Source organism: Thioclava sp. F34-6 (assembly GCF_002213235.1).
Classification (GTDB): Bacteria; Pseudomonadota; Alphaproteobacteria; order Rhodobacterales; family Rhodobacteraceae; genus Thioclava; species Thioclava nitratireducens.
This window is the reverse complement of the sequence record NZ_NBOA01000005.1, coordinates 384,180-403,522: the sequence shown is the minus strand read 5'-3', so window position 1 is coordinate 403,522 and position 19,343 is coordinate 384,180. Positions and strand designations below refer to the sequence as shown.

The window sequence follows — 19,343 nt, the reverse complement described above, 5'->3', positions numbered from 1 at the left end:
GTTAGCCCTCGTTTCGCTGAGGCTTGTGGCCGATGCGGTGCCTGCAACGGGAAACAAACCCACTCCGCCGGCACCACCTCACCGCGCCCGCGGGCGCGAATTGGAGGGCGCGATGGACGGCACCGCTCAGATTTCCGGAGGGCTTCCGGGGCGCATGTTCGATGCGCTCGTGCTGGGAGGTCCGGCGATGTGGGCGATTGCGGCTCTGTCCGTGATCTCGCTCGCGGTGATTATCTGGAAAATCTGGGATTTGCTGGCCGCGGGTGCGTGGTCGGGCGGGGCGCATAGCCAGGCGGCGATCGCGGCCTGGGCGGCAGGCGATCCCGACGGGGCCCAGGCGGCTGTGGCCGGACGGCGATCGTTGCGCGCGCAGCTGGTCCGAGCGGCGATGGCGAGCCTGCGCGATCCGCAGCTCGATCGGGCCGGGGCCGAGGCCGAGACGGGCCGCGTCGCGCGCGATCTGCTGGCACGGGCGCGCTCGGGGCTTCGGGCACTGGAACTGGCCGTGGTGATCGGCCCGCTTCTGGGGCTTCTGGGCACGGTCGCGGGCATGATCGCGGCTTTCCGCGCGCTGCAGGAGGCGGGGGTCCAGGCCGATCCGGCGACGCTGGCGGGGGGCATCTGGGAGGCGCTTCTGACGACGGCGGCGGGCATGGCTGTGGCGATCCCGGCGCAGATCGCTCTGTCGGGCTTCGACGCCGTGGTGGACCGCCTGCGCCACGACATGGAGGACGCCGCGACCCGCATTTTCGCCCGCGCGCCCGCCACGCTCTCCGAGCGGCCACGCGCCGCCGCCGAGTGAGGTGCGCGATGTTCGCTTTCGGTCAGCCGCGCCCGCGCCGTCGCCCGGCCCTGACGCCGATGATCGACGTGGTCTTTCTGCTTCTGGTGTTCTTCATGCTCGCCTCGCGTTTCGGGGTGGAGCGCACATTGGACCTGACCTTGGGCGGCGGAACGGCGGGCGCTGAGTGGTCCGGGCCCCCGCGCCTGGTGGATGTGGGCGAAGGCGGCACGGTCAGTCTGAACGGGCAGAGGGTCGCGCTCTCCGATCTGGCAGGCGCGCTGCAGCCGCTGATGGATCAGCCCTCCGATCCGGTCGTGCTGCGTCCGAAAGAAGGCGATCTGAGCGCGCTGACGCAGGTGATCGAGGCGTTGCGCGGCGCGGGGCTCGGCAATCTGGTGCTGGTGCCATGAGGCTCTTCACCGATCCGCCCCGGCGCAGTCTGCCCGAGCCGCTTTTGCCGATGATCAACGTGGTCTTCCTGCTGCTGATCTTCTTTCTGCTGGCGGCGACGCTGGCGCAGCCGACGCCCTTCGAAGTGACCCCGCCCGAGGCTGCGGGTGAGGGAAAGACCGATCCCGGCGCGCTGGTCCTGTTTGCGAACTCCGAAGGCGAGATCGCCTATGGAGAGGCGCGGGGCGATGCGGCGCTGGCCGCGCTGGGGGCGGCAGCGCGGAACGCGCGAGCGGAGTGCGGCGCCTGCGCCGACGGCCTGACCCTGCGTGCGGACGGGCAGCTTCCCGGCGACGCGCTGGCGCGGCTGATGCCACAGCTGGCGGAGCTTGGCTTCACCGATCTCAAACTCGTGGTGCGGGGCAAATGACCGCGCGGAGGCTCGCTTTCGCAGGTGCGCTCGGCGCGGCGCTCGCGGTCCATGCGGGCGTGCTGTTGGTCTGGGAGCCTGCGCCTGCGGGCGGGGCGCAATCGGCGGGCGACGGGGGCGACGCGCTCGTCTCGCTCGCGCCGTCTTCCCCGTCCATGGCCGCGCGCGTGGCGGAGTGGGAGCGCCCGCCAGAGGTCGAAACGGAGGTCGCGGCGACGCAGCCTGAGGCTCCGACTGCGCCCAATGCGCCGAAGGCTCCGACCGAGCCAATCGAACTCGCCCCACAAGTCGCCGCGCCTACGATGACCGCGCCGTCTGCGCCAGATGCGGCGTTGCCCGAACAGGCCGATCCCGCGCCGCTAGACACTCCGCGACCGAAGGCTAAACCGACGCCGCCTGCGCCGAAGCCAGCGCAGCCGAAAGCGCCCACGAAGCAACGGGCCTCGCAACCCGCCCCGGCACAGCCCAAGCAGCAGGCGAAGGGGCAGGGCGACAGAGGGGCCGCAGGCGACCGCCGCACGGCCCCCGCGGCGACGCTGTCGGCTGGGCAGATCCGCTCGCTGATGGGATCGTGGGGCGGAGACATTCGCGCCCGGATCGAGCGTGCCAAGCAAACGCCCAGCGGGGCAGGTGCAGGCCGCGTTATCGTGGCGTTGAATATAGCGCGCGACGGGCGGCTCATCGGCGCCTCGGTTGCGCAAAGCTCGGGCAATGCGACGCTCGACCGGGCGGCGCTCGAGGCGGTGCGGCGCGCGGGCCGCTTCCCCGCAGCGCCGCAAGGCTTGGGCAAACCGAGCTACAGCTTCTCCTTGCCGATGGCCTTCCGCTGAGCGTGGCTTGCACCCGTGCGCGCCGCGAGGCAGGGTAGCGCCAACCAAGGAGCGAGCATGCCGATCAAGAACCGTTTTGCCGAGATGCACGCGGAAGCCACCGCATGGCGGCACGATTTTCACCGTAATCCCGAACTGCTTTACGATCTGCCGCGAACATCGGGCCGCGTGGCCGACCTACTGCGGGAATTTGGCTGCGATGAGGTGGTCGAGGGGATTGGGCGCTCTGGCGTCGTCGGCGTGATCGAAGGGCAGGGCGCGCGCCAGGGCGGGCTGCGCTGCGTTGGGCTGCGCGCCGATATGGATGCGCTGCCGATCCGCGAGAAGACCGGGGCCGAGCATGCCTCAGAGGTCGAGGGCAAGATGCATGCCTGCGGCCATGACGGGCACACGTCGACCCTGCTCGCTGCGGCGAAATACCTCTGCGAGACACGAAATTTCGCGGGGCGTGCGGTGGTGATCTTCCAGCCCGCCGAGGAGGGCGGGGCCGGGGCCAAGGCGATGATCGAAGACGGCCTGATGGAGCGCTTCGGCATCGAAGAGGTCTATGCGCTGCACAACATGCCGGGGATGGAGCCGGGCAGCTTCGGCATCCGGCCAGATGCGATGATGGCGGCGGCGGATTTCTTCGACATCGTGGTGACCGGCAAGGGCGGCCATGCGGCGAAACCGCAGGAGGTGATCGATCCGGTGCCGATCTCCGCGCATCTGATCCTCGCACTGCAGGGCATCGTGTCGCGCGCGACCGATCCGCTGGAGGAGATCGTACTCTCGGTCACGACGCTGGAGACCGACTCGAAGGCGCTCAACGTGATCGGCAATTCGGTGAGCCTCGGCGGGACGGTGCGCACGATGAGCGCCGAGACCCGCGATCTGGCCGAGCGTCGCCTGCGCGAGATCGCGCAGGGCGTGGCTGCGACCCATGAGGCGACGGCAGAGGTCGACTACCGGCGCGGCTATCCGGTCACGCGCAACGACCCGGCGGCGGCCGAGGTCGCAGCACAGGTGGCTGAGGCCGTGGCAGGCGCCTGCGACCGCAATGTCGATCCGATGATGGGGGCGGAGGATTTCGCCTATATGCTCGAGGTGCGCCCCGGGGCCTACGGCTTCATCGGCAACGGCCCCAGCGCGCCCCTTCATCACGCGGAATACGACTTCAACGACGCGATCCTTCCGGCTGGCGCAAGCTGGTTCGTCGGCATGATCGAGGCGCGGCTGCCTGCCGAGTGAGCGTCAGCGCATGACCATAACCGCGCATTTTGCATGGCGCACGACGCGCGAGGCGGTCGAGCCGATCAGGTAGTCGCCAAAGCCCGGACGGTGCGACGCGATCACGATGCAATCCGCCCCGATATGCTCGGCGTAACTCAGAATTTCATGGCCAGGTTGGCCCTCGACGATCGCCCAGTCACCATTGTCGAACTCCGCTGCGCGCGTGGCGAGGTCGCGTTCCAGCGTCTTGCGCAGTTCCTCGGCATAGCCCTCCGGCATGTAATTGATCGCATAGGCGGGGACGTCTTCCATCACGTGCAGCAGGGTGACGCGCGCCCCGTCGCCAGCCAGCGCTCGCGCGACATTGAGCGCGGCGTCGGGGTTATGATCTTCGTCGAAGGCGACGGGCACGAGAATGTTGGAATACATTGGTTTGGCTCCCTTTCTTTGTAGGGAGCCTGCCAGAAGGGGTGTCGTCGCGCATTGATTTGAGTCACGCCGGAGTTGGCTCCCGACACCAAATTCCCGTGAGTTGCCCGAGACCTGCGCTGCGTGTACGGCGAACGCAGGCCGCTAACTGTCAACCGCCGGTATGGCTCATGTGGCGCGACATCTGGCCCGAGACGGTCTGGCGCGAATAGTCGAAATCATGGCCCTTGGGCTTGCGCGAGATCGCCTCGCGGATTGCCGCTTCCAGCGCCGCGTCGTCCTCGCTGGCCCGCAGGGGTGCGCGCAGATCGGCGTTGTCCTCCTGGCCGAGGCACATGAACAGCTCGCCCGTGCAGGTCACCCGCACACGGTTGCAGTTCTCACAGAAGTTATGCGTCAGCGGCGTGATGAAGCCGATCTTCTGGCCGCTTTCTTCCAGCCGGACGTAGCGCGCAGGCCCGCCGGTCGATTCCGCCAGATCGGTCAGGGTGAAGCGTTCGGCCATCGCCTTGCGCACATCTGACAGCGGCCAGTATTGATCAAGCCGCAGGTCGTCACCCATCTCGCCCATCGGCATCACTTCGATGAAGGTCAGGTCGAAGCCTTCCGCCGCGCACCAGTCGATGAGGGTGAACAGCTCGTCCTCGTTGAAGCCCTTCAGCGCGACGGTGTTGATCTTGACCTTGAGGCCCGCGCGTTTCGCGGCCTCCAGACCTTTGAGCACCTGTTCGAGCCGCCCCCAGCGGGTGATCTTCGCGAATTTGTCGGCATCCAGCGTGTCGAGCGAGACGTTGATCCGCTTCATCCCCAAAGCTGCGAGATCATCGGCGAATTTCGCAAGCTGCGAGCCATTGGTGGTCAGCGTAAGCTCGCGCAGGTCGCCGGTGTCGAGATGGCGCGCGATCGAGCGGAAGAAAGTCATGATGTCACGCCGCACCAGCGGCTCGCCCCCGGTGATGCGCAGCTTCTTCACGCCGAGGCGGATGAAGGTAGAGCAGAGCCGGTCCAGTTCCTCGAGGGTCAGCAGTTCCTTTTTCGGCAGGAACTGCATGTGTTCGGCCATGCAATAGGTGCAGCGAAAATCGCAGCGATCGGTGACCGAGACCCGCAAATAGTCGATCGGGCGGGCGAAGGGGTCGATGAGGGGCGTGTTTTCCATGCTGCGGAAGGTAAGGCGCGTGACGGGGGGCGGCAAGGGCCGTTGCGCGGATCGAAGCGGATCGGTCGCCGGGCAGGCGATTGTGCGAGGGGGTGACACCGGGCGCGGACTGGGCATAGGCTCGGTGAGATTTCAAGGAGATTTCGAATGCGCAAACCCTTCGCTCGCCCGATCCTCACGCTCGTATTGATGATGCCGATTGCGGGCTGCGCCACGCTGGGGCTCAACGGTCCCAACGCAGCCGCCCCGAATTCTGCGATAGCGCGCGGCCCCGCCGCCGCGCCGGATGCGGCCCCGATCCCGAAGCCCACTGCGAAGACTGCCGATTCCCTCGACACCACCACGGCAGAACAGCGTGCCGAGGCTGCGAAGAAACCCGTGGGCGGCGAGACCAAGCTCGGCACAACCATCGCGAGCCTCGGCGATCCCGCCGATCCGGGCTTCTGGGTAAAGACCGGGCTGGTGAAAAGCGAGACCCCCGGCCGGATCGAGGACCCGAAGACCGGGAAGTCGGCGAAGGTCACCCTGATCCCGTCGGGCAAGGCGGCAGGCTCTGGTTCGGAAGTGTCGCTGCCTGCGCTGCGTCTGCTCGAGGTGCCGCTGACCGATCTGCCCGAACTCACCGTGTACAAGCTCTGAGCTGTTCGCGATGAACCCTCTGCGCGAGATCGATATCCCGCCGCTCTGGCTCGTGCTGTTCGCGGCGCTGGTCTGGGCGCTGGGGCAGGTCGTGCCGATGCCTTTTCGATATGACCGCGCGCTCGGGCTGATCGCGATCGCGCTCGGGCTCGCGTTGATGCTGGTCGCGGTGGGTCAGATGCTGCTCCGCCGCACCACCTTCATTCCGCGCCGTGACCCGTCCGACCTTGTGACCTCCGGCGTCTTCGCGCTGTCGCGCAACCCGATCTATCTGGGCGATGCGCTGGTGCTGGCCGGGCTTGCGCTGATCTGGCACGCGCCTTTGGGGCTTCTGCTGGTGCCAGTTTTCATGTGGTTCATCACACGGCGCTACATTCTTGGCGAAGAAGCAAGGATCGCGGCGCATTTCGGCGAAACCTACACCGCCTATCGTGCCCGGACCCGCCGCTGGCTCTGATCGGGCCGCGGCAAAGTGCTGCGGGCGCAAAAAAATCTGATGTTGCCGCAATCGCGCAGCAGCTGAAAAGGCGCGCCATAACACCCTGATCTAAATAAATAAATTACCCCGAATTTCGGTATTCAATGGTATACACGAACCGGTGAGTGGCGCTGTGAGCGATTAAGAAGGTTTTACGAGCCATAGCTGCTTGTGAAACATTATTGCGCGATGCTAAGGAGTACGTCGCAAGATTCCGGGTGCGCAGGCCAGCGGCTAAACGCACCGCTATCCAAGGGGGAGTTAGAGTGAAAATCGGAGCTCCAAAGGAGATTTTCGAGGGCGAGGCGCGGGTCGCCATGACGCCCGACTCGGCTTTGCAGCTGCAAAAGCTGGGCCATGAGTGCTTTATCGAGACCGGAGCAGGCGTCCGTGCCGGCTTCACAGACGAGGCTTACGAGGCCGCGAATGTGACCGTCGTCAAAACCGCCGCCGCGCTGTTCAAGGACGTGGATTTCGTCATCAAGGTTCGGCCGCCGAGCGATACGGAGGTCAAGCGCCTCAAGCCCGGCCAGACCCTGATCTCGTTCTTCTACCCGGCCCAGAACGAAGAGCTTCTGAAAGCCGCCGAGAAGACCGGTGCGAACGTGATCGCGATGGACATGGTCCCGCGGATTTCGCGCGCGCAGAAGATGGATGCGCTGTCCTCCATGGCCAATATCGCAGGCTACCGTGCGGTGCTTGAGGCAGGCAACAATTTCGGCCGCTTCTTCACCGGGCAGGTGACGGCGGCAGGTAAGGTTCCGCCGGCGAAAGTGCTCGTTGTTGGTGCCGGTGTGGCCGGTCTTGCCGCGATCGGGGCTTCGACCTCGCTGGGTGCGATCACCTATGCGTTCGACGTGCGTCCCGAAGTGGCCGAGCAGATCGAGTCGATGGGCGCGGAATTCGTCTATCTCGATTTCGAGGAAAGCCAGACCGACGGCGCGGAGACGGGCGGCTACGCCAAGCCTTCCAGTCCGGAATTCCGCGAAGCGCAGCTCGCGAAATTCCGCGAACTGGCGCCCGATATCGACATCGTCATCACCACCGCGCTGATCCCGGGCCGCGATGCGCCCGTGCTTTGGACCAAGGACATGGTCGAGGCGATGAAGCCGGGCTCGGTGATCGTCGACCTCGCCGCCGAGCGTGGCGGCAACTGCGAACTGACCGTGCCGGACCAGAAGATCGTGAGCGACAATGGCGTGACCATCGTCGGCTACACCGATTTCCCGAGCCGCATGGCGACGCAGAGCTCGACGCTCTACGCGACCAATATCCGTCACATGATGACGGATCTGACGCCCGAGAAGGACGGTGTCGTCGTCCATGACATGGAAGACGACGTGACCCGCGGCGCGACCGTGGCCTATCAGGGCGAGATCACCTTCCCGCCGCCGAAACCCAAGGTGGCCGCGATTGCGGCGCAGAAGCCGAAGGAAAAGGCCAAGGAGCTGACGCCGGAGGAAAAGCGCGCCAATGAGGTCGCTGCGTTCAAGAAGCAGACCCGCAATCAGGTGACGCTGCTCGCCGTGGGCGCGATCGTGCTTCTGGGCGTGGGCCTCGTCGCACCGGCCAGCTTCATGCAGCACTTCATCGTCTTCGTGCTCAGCTGTTTCGTGGGCTTCCAGGTGATCTGGAACGTCTCGCACTCGCTGCACACGCCACTGATGGCTGTGACCAACGCGATCTCGTCGATCATCATCCTCGGCGCACTGTTGCAGATCGGTTCGGGCTCGTGGCTCGTGATCGTGCTCGCAGCGCTGTCGGTGTTCATGGCCGGGATCAACATCTTCGGTGGCTTCATGGTCACCCGGCGCATGCTCGCCATGTTCCAGAAGTCGTAAGAGGGGGAGAGCGTAATGGAAAACGGATTCTCGACCGCCGCCTATGTCGTCGCGGCAGTTCTCTTCATCCTCTCGCTGGGCGGCCTCTCGGGGCAGGAAAGCGCGAAACGGGCCGTGTGGTATGGCATCGTCGGCATGGGCCTTGCGGTTCTGGCGACGCTGATCGGCCCCGGCTCGGGTCTGTGGCTTCTCTCGGTCATCCTGATCGCGGCTGGTGGCATCATCGGCTGGTTCGTGGCGAACCGGGTGCAGATGACGGAAATGCCGCAGCTGGTTGCCGCGATGCACTCGCTGGTCGGTCTTGCCGCCGTCTTCGTGGGCTATAACGCCTATATCGAGATGGCGCGCGTCGGCGCGATGGGCGTGGAAGAGCAGCACGCGCTGAAGGGCTTCGCCGCTCTGATCGCGCACAAGACGCCGGTCGAACTATCGATCCTGCGCGTCGAACTGTTCCTCGGCGTGTTCATCGGGGCCGTGACCTTCACCGGGTCTGTGGTCGCGTTCGGCAAGCTCGCGGGCAAGGTGACCTCGAAGGCCACCAAGCTGCCGGGCGGGCATATCCTCAATGCGACCGCCGCGATCCTCTCGGTGATCCTGCTGATCGCGTTCATCAACGGGGCAGGGGCTTGGGCGCTGATCCTGATGACCCTGCTGGCGTTCTTCATCGGCTACCACCTGATCATGGGCATCGGCGGCGCCGATATGCCGGTCGTCGTGTCGATGCTGAACTCCTATTCGGGCTGGGCTGCGGCGGCGATCGGCTTCTCGCTGGGCAACGATCTTCTGATCGTGGTCGGCGCGCTGGTCGGCTCCTCGGGTGCGATCCTGTCCTACATCATGTGCAAGGCGATGAACCGCTCGTTCATCAGCGTTATCCTCGGCGGCTTCGGCGGTACCTCCGGTCCCGCGATGGAAGTCGAGGGTGAGCAGATCGCGATCGACGCGGACGGCGTGGCCTCCGCTCTGCGCGACGCGGACAGCGTGATCATCGTGCCGGGCTACGGCATGGCGGTGGCGCAGGCTCAGCAGGCGGTGTCGGAACTGACCCGCAAGCTGCGCAGCCAGGGCAAGGAAGTCCGCTTCGCGATCCACCCGGTCGCGGGCCGTCTGCCGGGGCACATGAACGTGCTGCTGGCCGAGGCGAAAGTGCCTTACGACATCGTTCTGGAAATGGACGAGATCAACGAGGACTTCCCCGATACCGACGTGGTGATCGTCATCGGCTCGAACGACATCGTGAACCCCGCCGCACAGGAAGATCCGAACTCGCCGATCGCTGGTATGCCGGTTCTGGAAGTCTGGAGGGCCAAGCAGGTCTTCGTCTCGAAGCGCGGTCAGGGTACCGGTTATTCGGGTATCGAGAACCCGCTGTTCTACAAGGAGAACACCCGGATGTTCTATGGCGACGCCAAGGACTCGGTGAACCAGCTGCTGCCGCTGATCGACTGATCAGCAGGGCAGGGAAATGGGAAACGGCCGGTCGCAGGACCGGCCGTTTTCGTTTGGGGTGACTGGCTCGGGGCGTCCAGCCCCGGGCGTCGTCTAACTTGGAAACCTAGGGCCTTACGCCCCCGCGGCCTCACCGGCCAGCTTGCGGATACGCTCCACCATCGCGCGCAACCCGTTCGAGCGCTGTGCCGATAGGTGGTCGTTGAGGCCCAGACGGCCCAGCTCGGCGGGAGCGTCGACCTCCAGCACCTCTTCGGCGGTCAGCCCCGAATAGAGCGCATGCAGGATCGCGATGAGGCCCTGCACGATCATCGCATCGCTCTCGCCCTGAAAGTCGAACACCGCATTCGGGCCGGTCCCCTCGATCCGGGGCAGCAGCCAGACCTGGCTCGCACAGCCCTCCACCTTGGTCGCAGGCACCTTCACTGCATCGTCGAGGGGCGGCAATTCGCGGCCCAGCTCGATCACGTGACGGTAGCGGTCCTCCCAGTCGTCGAGAAATTCGAAGGTCTCGGCAATCTCTTCAAAGGCTTCGCGCGCCATGGTCACTCGCTCCTTGGGACAGGGAATTGTCTCTTGGGTAACGGGTTCGCGCCCGAGGGTCCAGACGCGGCTTTTCAAAAGCGCCGCAATGGGCTACCACGAAATCGGGTCCAGACCCGGGACAGTATCGGAGCCATCATGAACAAAGCCCTGATCGCGGCACTTGCCCTGACGCTCACCACCGCAGGCTGCGGCACCATCCGTGACAGCAAGCTCAACCCGTTCAACTGGTTCGGGCGCGACACGGCCGCGCCGGTGCAGACACTCGCTCCGCGGGGCGGCTACCCCGTGAAGGTCGGAAAGCCGAACCAGCAGCAGGTCGCGCAGGTCTCCTCGCTCTCGGTCGAGAAGATCCCTTCGGGTGCGATCATCACCGCGATGGGGCTGCCGCCGACACAAGGCTACTGGGACACCGATCTGGTTCCGCTGAACAGCGGCGCACCGGATGAGAACGGCACGGTGACCTATGTCTTCATGGTCTCGCCGCCGCCCGCCGACAGCCCCGATGCGCGCCGCGTGATGAACCCGCAATCGCGCGAGGTCTCGGCGGCAGCGTTTCTCAACAATTACAAGCTGCAGGGCGTGCGCAAGATCGTGGTGCAGGGTGTGTCCAACGCGCGGTCCGTGGCACGCTGATCGTCACTTCAGTTGATTTAGATGAGGCTCGGGAGAACCCGGGCCTTTCTCTTGTCGCCTTGTCCGGATCAGCCGCTTCAGCGGCCCGGGCAGCGCCGGACCGCCCCCTCGGGCGGGCGCTTTGGTGGCTTCAACGCGCGCATTGAATGCTTCCGAAACTTTCGAAGACTACCAAAGAAGTGGGCGCCCACCCGGCGTTCAGGTGCAGCGCCTCCGGTGCCCCTTAAACGTCGACCAGCTTTACCGCGCCGCTATCGGCGGTCAGGGCCACTTCGCCTTTGGCCAGACGCAGCGCGTCATGCCCGAAGACCTCGGCGCGCCAGCCCTGCAGGGCGGCCACGTCGCGCTTGCCAGCGGCGATGCGGTCGAGATCGGACGAGGTCGCGATCAGCTTCGCGGCGACGCCCGCCTGCTGCGATTTCGCCTTCAGCAGCACGCGCAGCAGATCGCCAAGCGCGGTGTCGACTTGCAGTTGTTGGGCCTGATTGTCGGGGCGGGGCAGCTTCTCGTTGGGCATCTCGAGCCCTTCGCGCACCGCCGTAAGGATGCCCTCGGCGATCTCGCCCTTGCGGGCCTCGCGCAGCAACAACCGCGACTTGCCCAACTCGTCGATCGAGGTCGGCTTGGTCGAGGCCAGCTCCAGCAGCGCGTCATCCTTGAAGATACGGCTCCGCGGGATGTTGCGGTTCTGGGCGTAACCTTCACGGAACTGCGCCAGCTCGCGCACGATGGCGAGGAAACGGCCCGAATTGGTCCGCGTCTTCACGCGCTTCCACGCCTCTGCGGGGCGGTTGATATAGGTCTCGGGGTTCAGCAGAACCGCCTCTTCCTCTTCGACCCAGGCATCGCGTCCCGTCTTCTTCAGCTGTTCGTCGAGGAATTCATAGATCACGCGCAGATGGGTCACATCGGCGATCGCATATTTCTTCTGTGCCTCGGTCAGCGGACGGCGCGACCAGTCGGTGAAGCGCGAGGATTTGTCGAGCGACTGCTTGGCGATCTTGCGCACCAGCGTCTCGTAACCCACCTGCTCGCCAAAGCCGCAGACCATCGCGGCGATTTGCGTGTCGAACAGCGGATCGGGAAAGACCTGCGCGTCGGTGTAGAAAATCTCCAGATCCTGCCGGGCTGCGTGGAAGACCTTCACGGTCTCCTTGTGGCGGAAAAGATCGTAGAGCGGCTCGAGCGAGAGGTCGTCGGACAGCGGATCGACCAGAACGGCCTCGCCTTCGGTCTCGCCATGATCGGGGAGCGCCATCTGCACGAGGCAAAGCTTGGACCAGTAGGTCCGCTCGCGCAAAAATTCGGTGTCGACGGTGACGTAGGGCTCTTGCTTGGCCTTTTCGCAGAAGGCCGCGAGGGCCTCGGTCGTGGTGATGGTCTGCATATCGCGCTTTCAATTCGGTGCGGGCTCATCCCGCGCAGGTGCAAATTCCCTAGACCTTCATAGGACAAAAGGGAAGGGTCGGGCGCGTCGCGGCCCTGATAGCGTGGCAGAAGCGCAAGTTTCAGTGCTGCAGAAGGAACGCGGCCCAGGTCAGCCCGTAGAGGATGGGCTGGTGGATCAGATAGATCGGCAGGGTGTGGCGGCCCGCGAACAACGCGACTTTCAACACCCCGCGCGTCTGATCGGGCTGGTAGCGCGCGGCCCGTTTCCAGTACCCCAGACGGTCGAGCAGTTTCGCAGCCCCCATCCCGACAAGGAACGGCCCGATCCACGGGAAGACCGGCTCGAAATCCATCGACGGGCGCCAGTGGGTCGAGAGACCCAGCCACCAGAGCCACGGCTGGTTGAACAACTCGAAGGCGTAGTTCAGATGCACCCAGACCGCGATCACGCCAAGCGCCGCGAGCAGGATCCACGGTAGGAACAGCAGCGCCGCGCCGATGAGCGAGCTGACCGCGATGGAATGAAGGATGCCGTAATAGATGAAATATTCCGGCATCATCACGTAGGTCGCCACGCTCACCAGCGCCGCCGCAACCACCACCTTTCCCAGCCGCCGCCAGAACGGGGCCGCACGGAAACCGTGGCGATGGGCGAGGACGAGGCTGACGCCGGCCATGAAGATGAACGTACTGGCAACGACACGCGCGAAATCGAGAAAGGCCGGATGGAAGACCGTGCCGCGCGGCACGAAGCCGAAATTCTCGAGATCGTATGTCAGGTGGAAGATCGCCATCCCGATCAGTGCTATGGCCCGGATCAGGTCTGGGGCGATCATGCGCCCGCGCGGGGCCGTATCCGGGTTCGTTTCCATGTGCTTGTCATGCGCGAAGCGGCGGCTGCTCGCAAGCGGGTGCGGCGCATTTCGGCGTGAGCGTGCTTACCGGGAAACGCTTGGGGGCGCGTTCAGAGATAGACTGGGGTGCGGTCGCCCTCGGCGAAGCGACGCAGCACGGCCGGGTAGAGGCGATGTTCCTGCACCAGCACGCGGGCCGCGAGGTCGTCGGGGGTGTCGCCTGCCTCGATCGGAACGCGCGCCTGGCCGAGGATCGGCCCCTCGTCGAGCACCGGCGTCACCTCGTGCACCGTACAGCCCGCCACCGCATCGCCTGCCTCGATCGCGCGCTTATGGGTGTGCAGGCCGGGATATTTCGGCAAAAGCGAGGGGTGGATGTTCAGCATCCGACCCTCGAACCGCGCCACGAATTCCGGCGTCAGCACCCGCATGAAGCCCGCAAGGCAAAGCACATCGGGTTTCGCGGCGAGGATCGGCTTCAGCAGCTCGGCCTCGAAACCGGCGCGGTCCTTGCCATAGGGGCGGTGGTCGATGGCGGCGGTCGGCACGCCCATCCGCGCGGCCTTCTCCAGCCCCCCGGCTTTCGCGTCGTTCGACGCGACCAGCACCGGGCGGGCAGGGTGGTCCTCTGCCATGCTCTCGACCAGACGGACCATGTTGGAGCCGCCGCCCGAGATCAGGATCGCGACACGGATCACAGCAGTGCGCCCTCGTAGGCGATGCCCTGTTCGGAGGTGACGGTGCCGATGCGGGTGACGGTTTCGCCTTCACTTGCCAGCAGGGTGGCGATCTCGTCGGCCTTGTCAGCTGCGACGACGACGATCATGCCGATGCCGCAATTGAAGGTCTTGAGCAGCTCACGCTCTTCCATCGAAGCGGTCTCGGCCAGCCAGCGGAACACGCCGGGCAGTTCCCAGGCATTGAGGTCGATCGTGGCGCCCATGCCCTCGGGCAGAACGCGGGGCAGGTTCTCGGTCAGACCGCCGCCGGTGATATGGGCGAGCGCATGAACGCCGCCTGCGCGCACCGCGGCCAGGCATTGTTTGACGTAGAGGCGGGTTGGCGCCAGCAGTGCCTCGCCAAGCGAGCCCTCACCGAAGGGGCAGGCAGCGTCCCAGCCAAGGCCGGACATCTCGACCACCTTGCGTACGAAGGAATAGCCGTTGGAATGCACGCCGTTCGAGCCGAGGCCCAGAAGCACGTCACCCTCGGCCACGCCTGCGGGCAGGTCCGAGCCGCGTTCCATCGCGCCGACCGCGAAGCCCGCGAGGTCGAAATCGCCCTTGGAATACATGCCCGGCATCTCCGCCGTCTCACCGCCGATCAGCGCGCAACCCGATTGTGCGCAGCCTTCCGCGATGCCTTCGATGATGCGCGCAGCCTGATCGATCTCGAGCTTGCCGGTCGCGAAATAATCCAGGAAGAACAAAGGCTCGGCGCCTTGGCAGACCAGATCGTTGACGCACATCGCCACGAGGTCGATGCCGATCGTGTCGACATTTCCGGTGTCGATCGCGATGCGCAGCTTGGTGCCCACGCCATCGGTCGCGCCGACGAGGATCGGATCGTTGTAGCCCGCCGCCTTCAGGTCGAAGAGCGCCCCGAAGCCGCCCAGACCCGACATCGTGCCCGAGCGCTGCGTGCGCTTGGCCGCGGGTTTGATCCGGTCCACCAACGCATTGCCCGCGTCGATATCGACGCCCGCATCGGCATAGGTCAGGCCCTGTGTTTTCTCGGTCATCGCGGCGCACTCCGGCAAGTAAACTCTTGGCCGAAGCCCTAGCGTAACCGCACGCCCCCCGCAACGTCGAAGGGGCGGGGTGTTCGCGCTTTCTTGACGCCCGCGCGTCGTCTCTCTAGAGGAAGATGCAATGGTGGGCCTGTAGCTCAATTGGTTAGAGCAGGGCGCTCATAACGCCTTGGTTGCGGGTTCAAGTCCTGCCGGGCCTACCAGTTTTCTCCCGAAGTTTCCGCGCCTTCACGGCCAGTGGCCGTGACTCTCCCTATACGTGTCGGCCTGCCCGGAAAGCCCTTGTTTCGCCCAATTTGCGCCCCGAGGCGTTCACGAACCCGCGTCAAATGAGGGCCGTGTCAGCGTACCAGTAACTATAAAAATCGAGCAGCCACGTCATAGGCCCCGATAGTTTTTGCACAGTCTTCGAGGGTTGGAGACCGGTCCCGCTTGGGCCCGGTTGACGGAAAACAAGGTAAAGCAGCGGCGACATGGCCACGACGTTCAACTGGATATATCTCGGGCAGGTTGTTGATCAAAATGGGACGCCCTTTGACCTCGATCCCGACGAGTCGAACTGGAAGGTCGAAAACTCGCGTGTCCTTGAAGGGATGACGATTGGGGATTCGACCGATCCTCTTTTCAGCAATATCACCGAAGCGACGCTAATAGATAACGGCGGGGCGTCCGGCGCTCTCGATACCCGAAACGCAACCTCGAACGATACGATCCGCACGGATATCGGTAACGGCGTTTCGAATTTCACCTTCGACAGTCTCGTCATCTACGAAACGACCCTCACCTATACGGACGGCACGACCGCGAGAGTCCAGTCGGTCCTCGTTCAGACCAACTCGGGCCACCTGTTCCTCGCACCCGAGATGTCCAACGATGCGACCACGGCGGCCTACGAGGCCAAGCCGATCCAGTCCATGGCCATAGGGCGCGTGATCAGCGACGACGGCGCGAACCTCGCGCAGGACCGCTACGTCACCGGCTTCGACGACGGCTATGTCGACGGCACCTCTGGGGCGGATCGGATCGACGTGAACTATGTCGAGCCGATCGCGAATGGCTCGGACCGCGTGGACAATAACGATGCGGGCCTCGCGGGCAGCAGCGGCAATGACGACTACATTCGCGCCTATGGCGGCAACGATACCGTGCTGGCCGGCCTCGGCAACGACACGGTCGATGGCGGCACGGGCGACGATCTGATCGACGGCGGGTCGGGCAACGACTCGCTGATCGGGGGCGCCGGCAATGACACGCTCCTCGGCGGTAGCGGAAACGACACGCTCACCGGGAACGACGGCAACGATTCCCTCGATGGCGGCGCGAATAACGACTGGCTCGACGGTGGTATCGGGAACGATACGCTGATTGGCGGGACGGGTAACGACCGACTGATCGGCGGCGCTGGCAGCGACTCGCTCGAGGGCGGGGCGGGGGCCGATACGCTCGAGGGCGGTACCGGGAATGACACGCTGCATGGCGGCGCGGGCGGCGACGTCCTGTCTGGCGGAACCGGCATGGACTATGTCGACTATTCCGACTCCGCGAGCGCTGTGAACATCAACCTCGGCGCCGGGACCGCTACGGGGGGCGATGCGACGGGCGACACGCTCAGCGGCGTCGACGGGATCTACGGCTCGGCGGGGAACGATACGCTGATCGGCTTCGACGGCGCCTCCTCGGACCCGACGGATGGCTACACCAACGTCTTCTATGGCAACGGCGGGGACGACTATATCGACGGCGCGGGCGCGGATGACATCCTCTACGGTGGCACCGGTAACGACACCATGCTGGGCGGGTCAGGCAATGACTCGCTCTATGGCGACGCAGGCAATGACAGCCTTGCCGGCGGCACCGGCAATGACACGCTGTCCGGTGGCGACGGGAACGACGTCTTGCAAGGCGGCGTCGGCAGCGACCAACTCCACGGCGGAGCGGGCAACGATACGCTCTCGGGCGGTGGCGGCGACACCCTCGTCGGCGGCGCGGATGCCGACAGGTTCATCGATCTCATTCCCGGCGACACGATCGACGGCTCGGAGACGGGCGATGATTTCGACATCATCGACCTCAGCGACTGGGGTTGGAACAATGTCGCCGTGCATCGCGACGCGTCGAACCCGGAGAACGGCACGATCGATTTCTTCGACGGCAATGGCGCGGTCGTCGGCACGGTCAGTTTCTCGAATATCGAAAAGGTCATCCCCTGCTTCACCCCGGGCACGCTGATCGCGACACATAGCGGCCCCCGTTCAGTCGAAAGCCTGCAGGTCGGTGATCGCATCCTGACTCGCGACAGCGGCTTCCAGCCCATCCGCTGGATCGGCATCCGCGCACTCAGCACTGCGGAACTGCTGGCCAAGCCGGAATTCCGCTCCATCAAGATCGCACCGGGCGCGCTGGGCGCGAACCAGCCCGAGCGCGAGATGCGCGTCTCGCCGCAGCACCGCATTCTGCTGACCGGGCCGCGCGCGCAGCTGATCGCAGGCGAGCCGGAGGTGCTGGCCGCGGCGCGCCATCTCGTCGGGCTGCCGGGAATCGAGATCGACGAAGAGGCCGAGGCGGTTACCTATATCCACGTGATGTTCGACAATCACGAGATCGTCTTCTCCGACGGACTCTGGACCGAAAGTTTTCAACCGGGGCAGGCGACGATGCAGGATATGGACCGCGCACAGCGGGACGAACTGCTCGCGCTGTTCCCGGAATTGAGCTGTGGAACCGAAAGCTACCTCGCCGCGCGCCCCAGCTTGAAGCGCCACGAAGCCCGGATCATCGCGGCCGCCTGACTTGGCGCGCCCTTGCGTTTGCCCGCTCTGGATCGCTACAGGTTTGTTGACCCGTGGATCAATAAAAGGAGCGCGCCGCAATGTCTGACCTCGAAACCTCCCCCAAGGACGACAGCAGGCCGCGCCCGAACATCCTGATCCTGATGGTCGATCAGCTCAACGGGACGCTATTTCCCGATGGTCCGGCGGAATGGCTGCACACGCCCAACCTGCGCAAGCTGGCGGAACGTTCGGTGCGGTTCGAGAACGCCTATACCGGCTCGCCGCTCTGCGCGCCGGGACGCGCGGCCTTCATGTCGGGCCAGCTTCCCTCGCGCAACGGCGTCTATGACAACGCGGCCGAGTTCCGCTCGGACATTCCCACCTATGCCCACCACCTGCGCCGCGCGGGCTACCAGACCTGCCTCTCGGGCAAGATGCATTTCGTGGGCCCCGATCAGCTGCACGGCTTCGAGGAGCGACTGACCACGGATATCTACCCTGCCGATTTCGGCTGGACGCCGGATTACCGCAAGCCCGGCGAGCGGATCGACTGGTGGTATCACAACATGGGCTCGGTCACCGGGGCAGGGGTGGCCGAGATTTCCAACCAGATGGAATATGACGACAACGTCGCCCATGAGGCGAAGATGAAGCTCTACGATCTGGCGCGGGGTAACGACGCGCGGCCGTGGATGCTGACCGTCAGCTTCACCCATCCGCACGACCCTTACGTCGCGCGGAGGAAATACTGGGACCTCTACGAGGATTGCGCGCATCTCGAACCCGAGGTCGGCACGATCCCCTACGAGGATCAGGACAACCATTCGAAGCGGATCTTCGACGCGAATGACTGGCGCGAGTTCGACATCACGACCGAGGATATCCGCCGGTCGCGCCGCGCCTATTTCGCGAACCTGTCCTATCTCGACGACAAGATCGGCGAGCTGCTGCAGGTGCTCGAAGACACGCGCCAGGAGGCCACGATCCTCTTCGTCTCCGATCACGGCGATATGCTGGGCGCGCGGGGGCTGTGGTTCAAGATGAGCTTCTACGAGGGCTCGGCCCGCGTGCCGCTGATGATCTCCGCGCCGGGCCTGGAGCCCGGGCTTATCTCCGATCCGGTCTCGACGATCGACGTCACGCCGACGCTCTGCGATCTGGCTGGCATCTCGATGGACGAGATCGCGCCCTGGATCGACGGGCAGACCCTGCTGCCGCAAGCCCGCCGCGAACCCCGGAAAGAGGCGGTGGCGATGGAATACGCGGCCGAAGCGTCCTACGCGCCGCTCGTGAGCCTGCGCAAGGGACGCTACAAGCTGAATCTGTGCAATCTCGATCCCGATCAGCTTTTCGATGTCGAGGCCGATCCGCATGAGTTGACCAACCTCGCGGGCGACCCTGCCCATGCCGAGGCCTATGCCGCGCTGAAAGCCGAGGCGGCTCAGCGCTGGGATCTGGATCGATTCGACGCAGAGGTCCGGGCAAGCCAGGCCCGCCGCTGGGTCGTCTACGAGGCGCTCAGTCAGGGCGGCCAGTACCCGTGGGACTATCAACCGCTGAAAAAAGCCTCCGAGGCCTATATGCGCAATCACATGAACCTCAACGTTCTGGAAGAAAACAAGCGCTTCCCGCGCGGCGAATAAGGTATCGAGTGACCCCCGGGGCGGCTCGGCCCCGGGGCGCGGCGCTGCACCTCACCGCGCCGTGACTGCCTTTCCGGAACGCGGCGCCGCCCTAACCTGTTGCCCAATCGAATAGG

19 protein-coding genes and 1 tRNA gene are annotated in these 19,343 nt (G+C 65.1%); 13 read left to right on the top strand and 7 right to left on the bottom strand.

Annotation, left to right across the window (positions count from 1 at the left end):
* The first annotated feature begins 112 nt into the window (after positions 1–112).
* Genes B6V72_RS13145 through B6V72_RS13125 form a run of 5 tightly spaced genes read left to right on the top strand, consistent with a single transcriptional unit; the run spans position 113 to position 3,664 of the window.
* Complete coding sequence (locus tag B6V72_RS13145; RefSeq protein ID WP_088718956.1) at positions 113–802, top strand: MotA/TolQ/ExbB proton channel family protein; 690 nt, start codon at positions 113–115, stop codon at positions 800–802.
* An 8-nt stretch (positions 803–810) separates the two neighbouring features.
* Positions 811–1,194, top strand: coding sequence for a biopolymer transporter ExbD (locus B6V72_RS13140; RefSeq protein WP_075774394.1), 384 nt, complete (start codon positions 811–813; stop codon positions 1,192–1,194).
* A complete protein-coding gene (locus tag B6V72_RS13135; RefSeq protein WP_075774395.1) occupies positions 1,191–1,604 on the top strand; it encodes a biopolymer transporter ExbD in 414 nt (137 codons plus the stop codon). Before B6V72_RS13140 ends, B6V72_RS13135 begins: the two co-directional genes overlap by 4 nt.
* A complete protein-coding gene (locus tag B6V72_RS13130; protein ID WP_088735762.1) occupies positions 1,601–2,434 on the top strand; it encodes a TonB family protein in 834 nt (277 codons plus the stop codon). Before B6V72_RS13135 ends, B6V72_RS13130 begins: the two co-directional genes overlap by 4 nt.
* A 57-nt stretch (positions 2,435–2,491) precedes the next feature.
* Entirely contained in the window at positions 2,492–3,664 is a 1,173-nt protein-coding gene (locus B6V72_RS13125) for a M20 aminoacylase family protein (RefSeq protein ID WP_088735761.1), read from the top strand.
* Positions 3,665–3,667: 3 nt separating this feature from the next.
* Here the strand turns inward: B6V72_RS13125 and B6V72_RS13120 are convergent, their stop codons facing one another.
* Together B6V72_RS13120 and moaA are read right to left on the bottom strand one after the other, a co-directional pair.
* Positions 3,668–4,075, bottom strand: coding sequence for a universal stress protein (locus B6V72_RS13120; RefSeq protein WP_075774398.1), 408 nt, complete (start codon positions 4,073–4,075; stop codon positions 3,668–3,670).
* Between the two features lie 151 nt (positions 4,076–4,226).
* Positions 4,227–5,234 (bottom strand): GTP 3',8-cyclase MoaA, encoded by a 1,008-nt coding sequence (gene moaA, locus B6V72_RS13115; RefSeq protein ID WP_088725125.1) that lies wholly within the window; start codon positions 5,232–5,234, stop codon positions 4,227–4,229.
* Between the two features lie 147 nt (positions 5,235–5,381).
* Here moaA and B6V72_RS13110 point away from each other — a divergent pair, with 147 nt between their 5' ends.
* From B6V72_RS13110 to B6V72_RS13095, 4 genes are all read left to right on the top strand, one after another.
* Complete coding sequence (locus B6V72_RS13110) at positions 5,382–5,873, top strand: D-galactarate dehydratase (RefSeq protein WP_240497729.1); 492 nt, start codon at positions 5,382–5,384, stop codon at positions 5,871–5,873.
* Between the two features lie 10 nt (positions 5,874–5,883).
* Positions 5,884–6,330 (top strand): isoprenylcysteine carboxylmethyltransferase family protein, encoded by a 447-nt coding sequence (locus tag B6V72_RS13105; RefSeq protein WP_240497728.1) that lies wholly within the window; start codon positions 5,884–5,886, stop codon positions 6,328–6,330.
* A 287-nt stretch (positions 6,331–6,617) separates the two neighbouring features.
* On the top strand, positions 6,618–8,192 hold the full coding sequence (locus tag B6V72_RS13100) for a Re/Si-specific NAD(P)(+) transhydrogenase subunit alpha (protein WP_088735760.1): 1,575 nt from the start codon (positions 6,618–6,620) through the stop codon (positions 8,190–8,192).
* A 15-nt stretch (positions 8,193–8,207) separates the two neighbouring features.
* Complete coding sequence (locus B6V72_RS13095; protein WP_088721831.1) at positions 8,208–9,641, top strand: NAD(P)(+) transhydrogenase (Re/Si-specific) subunit beta; 1,434 nt, start codon at positions 8,208–8,210, stop codon at positions 9,639–9,641.
* A gap of 114 nt (positions 9,642–9,755) precedes the next feature.
* Here the strand turns inward: B6V72_RS13095 and B6V72_RS13090 are convergent, their stop codons facing one another.
* Positions 9,756–10,184: a SufE family protein gene (locus tag B6V72_RS13090; protein ID WP_075774403.1), complete on the bottom strand. Its 429-nt coding sequence runs from the start codon at positions 10,182–10,184 to the stop codon at positions 9,756–9,758.
* 138 nt (positions 10,185–10,322) lie between these two features.
* On the opposite strand from B6V72_RS13090, the gene B6V72_RS13085 reads away from it, so the two are divergent.
* Positions 10,323–10,820 (top strand): hypothetical protein, encoded by a 498-nt coding sequence (locus B6V72_RS13085; RefSeq protein ID WP_088718948.1) that lies wholly within the window; start codon positions 10,323–10,325, stop codon positions 10,818–10,820.
* A 223-nt stretch (positions 10,821–11,043) separates the two neighbouring features.
* On the opposite strand, the gene rnd is transcribed toward B6V72_RS13085, so the two are convergent.
* From rnd to purM, 4 genes are all read right to left on the bottom strand, one after another.
* Positions 11,044–12,207, bottom strand: coding sequence for a ribonuclease D (rnd, locus tag B6V72_RS13080; protein WP_075774405.1), 1,164 nt, complete (start codon positions 12,205–12,207; stop codon positions 11,044–11,046).
* A gap of 121 nt (positions 12,208–12,328) precedes the next feature.
* Positions 12,329–13,081 (bottom strand): heparan-alpha-glucosaminide N-acetyltransferase, encoded by a 753-nt coding sequence (locus B6V72_RS13075; protein WP_088735759.1) that lies wholly within the window; start codon positions 13,079–13,081, stop codon positions 12,329–12,331.
* A 92-nt stretch (positions 13,082–13,173) separates the two neighbouring features.
* Positions 13,174–13,761, bottom strand: a complete 588-nt coding sequence (purN, locus tag B6V72_RS13070; RefSeq protein WP_088718945.1) for a phosphoribosylglycinamide formyltransferase — start codon at positions 13,759–13,761, stop codon at positions 13,174–13,176.
* Positions 13,758–14,804 carry a phosphoribosylformylglycinamidine cyclo-ligase gene (gene purM, locus B6V72_RS13065; RefSeq protein WP_088735758.1) on the bottom strand — a complete coding sequence of 349 codons (1,047 nt, stop codon included), beginning with the start codon at positions 14,802–14,804 and terminating at the stop codon, positions 13,758–13,760. Before purM ends, purN begins: the two co-directional genes overlap by 4 nt.
* 135 nt (positions 14,805–14,939) lie before the next feature.
* On the opposite strand from purM, the gene B6V72_RS13060 reads away from it, so the two are divergent.
* The 3 genes from B6V72_RS13060 (at position 14,940) to betC (ending at position 19,227) form a co-directional block, all read left to right on the top strand.
* Positions 14,940–15,016 (top strand) — tRNA-Ile (locus tag B6V72_RS13060).
* 270 nt (positions 15,017–15,286) lie between these two features.
* On the top strand, positions 15,287–17,602 hold the full coding sequence (locus B6V72_RS19505) for a Hint domain-containing protein (protein WP_206185795.1): 2,316 nt from the start codon (positions 15,287–15,289) through the stop codon (positions 17,600–17,602).
* A gap of 80 nt (positions 17,603–17,682) precedes the next feature.
* Positions 17,683–19,227 (top strand): choline-sulfatase, encoded by a 1,545-nt coding sequence (gene betC / locus B6V72_RS13050; protein WP_088735757.1) that lies wholly within the window; start codon positions 17,683–17,685, stop codon positions 19,225–19,227.
* Positions 19,228–19,343 lie beyond the last annotated feature (116 nt).

Bases quoted from the DNA above. Each gene is read 5' to 3' on its own strand.
- purM (WP_088735758.1), bottom strand. From the start codon at position 14,804: ATGACCGAGAAAACACAGGGCCTGACCTATGCCGATGCGGGCGTCGAT.
- B6V72_RS13120 (WP_075774398.1), bottom strand. From the start codon at position 4,075: ATGTATTCCAACATTCTCGTGCCCGTCGCCTTCGACGAAGATCATAAC.
- betC (WP_088735757.1), top strand. From the start codon at position 17,683: ATGTCTGACCTCGAAACCTCCCCCAAGGACGACAGCAGGCCGCGCCCG.
- B6V72_RS13085 (WP_088718948.1), top strand. From the start codon at position 10,323: ATGAACAAAGCCCTGATCGCGGCACTTGCCCTGACGCTCACCACCGCA.
- B6V72_RS13145 (WP_088718956.1), top strand. From the start codon at position 113: ATGGACGGCACCGCTCAGATTTCCGGAGGGCTTCCGGGGCGCATGTTC.
- moaA (WP_088725125.1), bottom strand. From the start codon at position 5,234: ATGGAAAACACGCCCCTCATCGACCCCTTCGCCCGCCCGATCGACTAT.
- B6V72_RS13110 (WP_240497729.1), top strand. From the start codon at position 5,382: ATGCGCAAACCCTTCGCTCGCCCGATCCTCACGCTCGTATTGATGATG.
- rnd (WP_075774405.1), bottom strand. From the start codon at position 12,207: ATGCAGACCATCACCACGACCGAGGCCCTCGCGGCCTTCTGCGAAAAG.
- B6V72_RS13125 (WP_088735761.1), top strand. From the start codon at position 2,492: ATGCCGATCAAGAACCGTTTTGCCGAGATGCACGCGGAAGCCACCGCA.
- B6V72_RS19505 (WP_206185795.1), top strand. From the start codon at position 15,287: ATGGCCACGACGTTCAACTGGATATATCTCGGGCAGGTTGTTGATCAA.
- B6V72_RS13095 (WP_088721831.1), top strand. From the start codon at position 8,208: ATGGAAAACGGATTCTCGACCGCCGCCTATGTCGTCGCGGCAGTTCTC.
- B6V72_RS13140 (WP_075774394.1), top strand. From the start codon at position 811: ATGTTCGCTTTCGGTCAGCCGCGCCCGCGCCGTCGCCCGGCCCTGACG.
- B6V72_RS13090 (WP_075774403.1), bottom strand. From the start codon at position 10,184: ATGGCGCGCGAAGCCTTTGAAGAGATTGCCGAGACCTTCGAATTTCTC.
- B6V72_RS13130 (WP_088735762.1), top strand. From the start codon at position 1,601: ATGACCGCGCGGAGGCTCGCTTTCGCAGGTGCGCTCGGCGCGGCGCTC.
- B6V72_RS13135 (WP_075774395.1), top strand. From the start codon at position 1,191: ATGAGGCTCTTCACCGATCCGCCCCGGCGCAGTCTGCCCGAGCCGCTT.
- B6V72_RS13075 (WP_088735759.1), bottom strand. From the start codon at position 13,081: ATGGAAACGAACCCGGATACGGCCCCGCGCGGGCGCATGATCGCCCCA.
- B6V72_RS13105 (WP_240497728.1), top strand. From the start codon at position 5,884: ATGAACCCTCTGCGCGAGATCGATATCCCGCCGCTCTGGCTCGTGCTG.